Source organism: Mesorhizobium sp. M7A.F.Ca.US.006.04.2.1, from assembly GCF_004022915.1.
GTDB lineage: Bacteria > Pseudomonadota > Alphaproteobacteria > Rhizobiales > Rhizobiaceae > Mesorhizobium > Mesorhizobium ciceri.
Genome location: NZ_RZQA01000447.1, coordinates 1 through 5263 on the forward strand (window position 1 = coordinate 1; position 5263 = coordinate 5263).

The window sequence follows — 5263 nt, forward strand, 5'->3', positions numbered from 1 at the left end:
GACCCAGCTTAACAAAAGTCCTGACGGCGGCCAGTTCGGCGGGGTCCGCCGCCTTTTCCCCGGCAATAGGAATTTTTTCTTGACACCCTGACCTCAGCTAAGGTACATATTTGGCTATGGTGCTGATTTGCGCCGGTGACCCGCCGCAATAGGCGGGTTTTTCGTTTGATGCACCCGTCAACCTACGCGCGGCGAAGGCTCCGAAAGAACCCATTAACCCGAATTCATAGCCCTGGCCCGATGCGCGGGGCCGAATGCCGAACTCTCAACGAAAACGAAAACCAGCTTAGTAAGTCGTGCGGCGTTCTTCCGAAGGCGGCCTGCCGAATTGCAGCCGATAGCTCTGGGCGAAGTAGGAATGCGAGGTGAAGCCCGTCGCGATCGCCACGTCGAGGATCGGCATGTTGGTCTGGCGCAGCAGTTCGCGCGCCCGCTCCAGCCGCAGCCGCATGTAATAGCGGCCGGGCGTGACGCTGAGATGGCGCAGGAACAGGCGCTCGACCTGGCGCACCGAAAGGCCGGCGGATTTGGCCAGCTGTACCGCCGAAAGCGGCTCGTCGAGGTGGTCGGCCATCAGTTCGACGATGCGCCTGAGCTTCTCCGACTTGCCGGTCAGGTCGCGTTCGGGTCCGACGCGCTGACGGTCGCCGGCCGAGCGGATGCGTTCGTGCTGGAACTGGTTGGCGACGCCATTGGCGAGGTTCGAGCCGAAATCGCCGCGCACGATCTCCAGCATCAGGTCGATCGAAGTGGTGCCGCCGGCACAGGTGTAGCGCTTGCGATCGATCTCGAAGACGTTGCCAGTGCAGTTGATGTCGGGGAATCGCTCGACGAAGCCGGCACGGTTTTCCCAATGGATGGTGCAGCGATAGCCTTCGAGCTGGCCGGCCTCGGCCAGCAGGTAGGACCCGACCGACAGGGCACCCAGCGCATTGCCGCGCCGGCCCCAGCTTCGCAAAGCCGCCAGCACCTTGCTCTTGCCGGGGAATTCGGTCGTCAGCCCGACCGAGACGAAAAGGATATCGACCGGCGGCAGGTCGGCAACGGCGTAGTCGATCTTGAGCGGCAGGCCATTGGAAGCCATCACCGGATCGCCATCGGCCGACACCGTGGTCCAACCGTAGAAGTCGCGGCCAAGCAACCGGTTCGCCGACCGGAACGTATCGATCGCGGCAGCCAGCGAGAACATGGAGAACTTGTCTACCAGCAGGAATGCGAACTGCCGGCCGCCTTGAACGGGGTCAGTCATGACCGGCCGTTCTGAGGGAACACTGGGGTTCGGCAAAGCTGCAGCTTTCTGGCGGGTCAGAAGGACGGCCGTTTCAATCCGGCCGCAAGGTAGGCGGAGGCTAACGTATTGGCCATCAGCATGGCAATGGTCATGGGGCCGACACCGCCGGGCACCGGTGTGATGGCGCTGGCGGCCCTGGCCGCTTCGGCATAGGCGACATCGCCGACGAGGCGGGACTTGCCCTCGCCCTTTTCCGGCGCCGGGATGCGGTTGATGCCGACATCGATGACGGTGGCGCCTGGCTTCACCCAATCACCCCTGATCATCTCCGGCCTGCCGACGGCCGCGACAAGGATATCGGCGGTGCGGGCCAAGGCCGGCAGATCCCTGGTGCGGCTGTGGGCGATGGTGACGGTGCAGTTGGCGGCAAGCAGCAGGTTGGCCATCGGCTTGCCGACGATGTTGGAGCGGCCGACGACGACGGCGTTGAGGCCGGACAGGTCCTTGCCGCGCACCCGCTCGATCAGAAGCATCGAGCCGGCCGGCGTGCAAGGCACGAACGCTGTTTCGAGTTCACCGGTGCCGAGCTTGCCGACATTGATGAAGTGGAAGCCGTCGACATCCTTTTCCGGCGCGATGGTCTGGATGATCTTGCCGGCGTCAATGTGGGCCGGCAGAGGAAGCTGCACGAGGATGCCATTGATGGCCGGATCGGCGTTGAGGTCGCCGATGATCTTCAGCAATGCCTCTTCGGAGGTTTCGGCCGGCAGCGTATGCTGGACGGAATGAAAGCCGCATTCCTTGGCGGTGCGCGACTTGGACGCGACATAGACCTGACTGGCCGGATCCTCGCCGACGATGACCACGGCAAGACCGGGCTTGGCCTTGCCCTTGGCGACAAGTTCAGCCGTCAGGGTCTTGACCGTCCCCACAACGTCCCCGGCAACGCTCTTGCCATCAATCACTTCAGCCATGGACCACCCTCAACACCAGAATGCCCAAGCGCGTCGCTTCCGGAAGCGACGCGCTTTTCGATCTTTCACAGCGTGGCATCTTCACGAAAAATCCAACATGCAATCCCGCCAAAGCGCCGTCCCATGCCGTTTACGCGAAACCGGCATGTTTTTGTACGGCACCGCGCAGATTTTTGTGGCTCAGAAGTAGCGGCGGCGCGTGCGGCTCTCGGTCAGTTCGCGAACCGCTTCGCGGAATTCGCGCAGGCTGGCGCGGATTTCCTCGATTGGCGCTTGCTGCTCGGCATCCTCCACGGCCTGCGACGGCTCCGCCGATCGCTGATGAGGCTGAGGCGCCTGCTGCTGCGCGACGGGCGGCTGTGGATAGGACTCGGAAGCGGGCTGAGCCGGATCGGACTGCTGCCCGGCATTGGCGGCCGGCATCGATTGCGGATAGGGATAGCCCGGCTGCTGCGCGTAGCCTAATGGCTGCGCGTAGGGATAGAGCTGCGGCCCGGAATATGGCCGCTGCGTCATCATGGGAGGCGGCAGTGGCGGCTGCGCCGTCTGCTGCGGATGGCCGCCGGGCTGGAAAGGTGGTGCCGGGTATGCTGTCGCGGCCGCCTGCCGGGGCTCGAAGGCCGGCGCCGGCCGGGGATAGGCGCGGTATTGCGGATCCTGCGTTGGCTCCCCGTTTTCGGCAGAGGCCCATTCGACGGTATCGAACGGCTCCTCCCGGGATGGCCTGCGGGAGACGGACTTGTGCAGCCTCGACAGCAAGGCACCGATCCGGCCGGGACCTTCTGCCGGCGAGGCCTCGGCTTGCTGGACAGGCGGTGGCACGGCCGGCGGTGGTGATGCAGGCGGGGGTGTCGATGGCTGCGGCGCTGGTGGTAATGGCGGCGCCGGCGGCGGCGCTGCCCGATATGCCTTGTCTTCGTAAGGCGTCCGGCGTTCGTCCGCGCCATGGTCGCGACGCGAGCGCGAATTGGCGGTGTCACGCAGGCTCTCATAGGCGCCACGCATGGCTCCGAGGCCAATGCCGGAGGCGAAACCCAGCAACAGGCCGGCGAGCGCGACCACGACCCGCGACGGCCCGTTCGGCTCGAGCGGCGCGAAGGCCTTCGAGATCACATTGATGTTGGCGGTGTTGATGTCCTTCTGCTCGCCGGTCTCCTTGGCGCGCAGCAGGTACTGTTCGTAGACGGAACGCTTGGCGGTCGCCTCGCGCTCCAGTTCGCGCATCGACACGAGGTCGCTGTTGACGTCGCCGCTGCGGACCTTCAGCTGCGCCAGGCGAGAGGCGAGATCCTGTTCGAGCTGGACGGCGCGCTTGAGGTCGACCTGCAGCGACGAGCCGATGCGGCGCAGCTCCGAGGCGATGCGGTCGCGTGCGCCGGCAATCTGGGCATTGATCGCCTGGAGTTCGGGGTGACGCGGGCCGAGCCGGATGGCGGCGCGGTCAGCTTCCTGCTTGAGCGACGCATATTGCGAACGCAGATCGCTCATCGTGTTGGAGTTGATCTCCTCCGGCAAGGTACCGGTGAGAACCGAATTGACGTCGACCGAACGCGCCGAGGCCGCCCGGGCGTTGAGTTCCAGGGTCCGGGCGCGCGCGACCGACAGCTGCTCGTTGAGTTTCAGCATCTCGTCGTCGCTGATGAGATGGCCCTGCGCGTCAACGAGATCGTGCGTGGCCCTGAAATCCTCGACCTTGCGCTCGGCTGCCTCGACGCCCTTGCGCAACTCGTCGAGCCTGGCCGTCAGTTCGTCGGTGGCGCGGCCTGCGGTGTCCGACTGTATCTGGCCGAAAGTCTGCAGGAAGACATCCGTCATCGTGTTGGCGATGAGCGCTGATTTCTCGCCATTCTGCGTGGTGGCGCTGACGGTGATGACGAAGGTCTTGCCGCCGCGCTCGACCGAAAGGCTCTCAGCCAGATTGCCGACAGCAAGCGCGCGGCGACGGCTGTCGTCGACACCCCCCGGCCCATCATTGCGGGACAGGACGGAGCGAATGAGCGACATGACACTGAGGCCGCCGCTGCCTTGCCCATTGAATTCCGGATCATTGACCAGATTGAGCTTGTCGACGACCTTGTTGAGAACAGTGCCTGATGTCAGCACCCGGACCTGGTTCTCGACGATGGCCAGCGTGGCGTCGGAAGCGACGACCGACTGGGTGAGGTCCCGATCGGTGAGCTTCAGGTCGCGCGGGTCGACGATCAGTTCGGTGGTGGCCTCATATTTCTTCGGCGTCGACAGCGCGATGGTGACGCCGAGCGCGGCGCCCAGCAGTGTCGTCGTCACGATCAGCAGCTTCGACTTGCCGACACCGCGCACCACCTGCATCGGATCGATCAGCGGCTTCCACTGCTGGCTGTCCGTGCCGTCGTTTCGGGATAACGATGCGTCGCCTGCAGCGTAAGGTTCCGATGTATGATCGGCGCGACGAGCGCCAGCGGTTTCGGCGGCACTAGGCTGTGTCCGCGGCGAGGTTTGCGCGCGGTACGCTTGCTCACGATCCCCGTCGGCCGCGACCGGATCCGACAGTTTCGGGTTGCGCGCCTCGCGCTGCGAGCGGGCGAGGCGATGACGCGTGGCGGCGTCCTCGCGCCATGACGGGTCTGCCCGGTCGCCGATCGAGACCAGCGACGCGTCGGGTTCGTCGCCACGCACAGCCTGGCCCAGCGCCAGCAACGAGCGCTCGCGCTTCCAGTCTTCGCGGTTTTCCCTGTCGACCATCGTCTGGAACTTTACCCTTGGCGACCTGCGAACGGAGATTGGCCATTCGTTAAGCCACGCTAAACAGGCATGGAAAACAAAAGGTTAATTTTCCCGCGCCGAAGCGTCGGTTTCTCGTTTCGGTTGCATCTATTTTCGACACAAGCCCAGCCGCCAGAACGGCACGTTAAGTTTTCCGGCCTAGGCTCTCCTTGAGACATGACGCAGGCCAGTGACATACCGCAAAGGCGGCCCCTCGCCCGGCCGCAAAGGCGGCCCCTCGCCCGGATCGGCAGCTTTTTGGCCGAACGACGGGGGCTGCTTCGCGACTATTTCTCAGCGATCAGCGGTGCCGGTG

At 64.6% G+C, this 5263-nt stretch carries 3 protein-coding genes; all 3 read right to left on the reverse strand.

Features of this window, described 5'->3' with window-relative positions; translation table 11 throughout:
* Positions 1–286 precede the first annotated feature (286 nt).
* Complete coding sequence (locus tag EN925_RS22100; protein ID WP_013530232.1) at positions 287–1249, reverse strand: GlxA family transcriptional regulator; 963 nt, start codon at positions 1247–1249, stop codon at positions 287–289.
* A gap of 56 nt (positions 1250–1305) precedes the next feature.
* A complete protein-coding gene (gene folD / locus EN925_RS22105; RefSeq protein WP_013530231.1) occupies positions 1306–2205 on the reverse strand; it encodes a bifunctional methylenetetrahydrofolate dehydrogenase/methenyltetrahydrofolate cyclohydrolase FolD in 900 nt (299 codons plus the stop codon).
* A gap of 180 nt (positions 2206–2385) precedes the next feature.
* Positions 2386–4926, reverse strand: a complete 2541-nt coding sequence (locus EN925_RS22110) for a GumC family protein (RefSeq protein WP_127384762.1) — start codon at positions 4924–4926, stop codon at positions 2386–2388.
* Positions 4927–5263 lie beyond the last annotated feature (337 nt).

Excerpts from the sequence above, each read along its gene's own strand:
- EN925_RS22100 (WP_013530232.1), bottom strand. The coding sequence starts at position 1,249 with ATGACTGACCCCGTTCAAGGCGGCCGGCAGTTCGCATTCCTGCTGGTA.
- folD (WP_013530231.1), bottom strand. The coding sequence starts at position 2,205 with ATGGCTGAAGTGATTGATGGCAAGAGCGTTGCCGGGGACGTTGTGGGG.
- EN925_RS22110 (WP_127384762.1), bottom strand. The coding sequence starts at position 4,926 with ATGGTCGACAGGGAAAACCGCGAAGACTGGAAGCGCGAGCGCTCGTTG.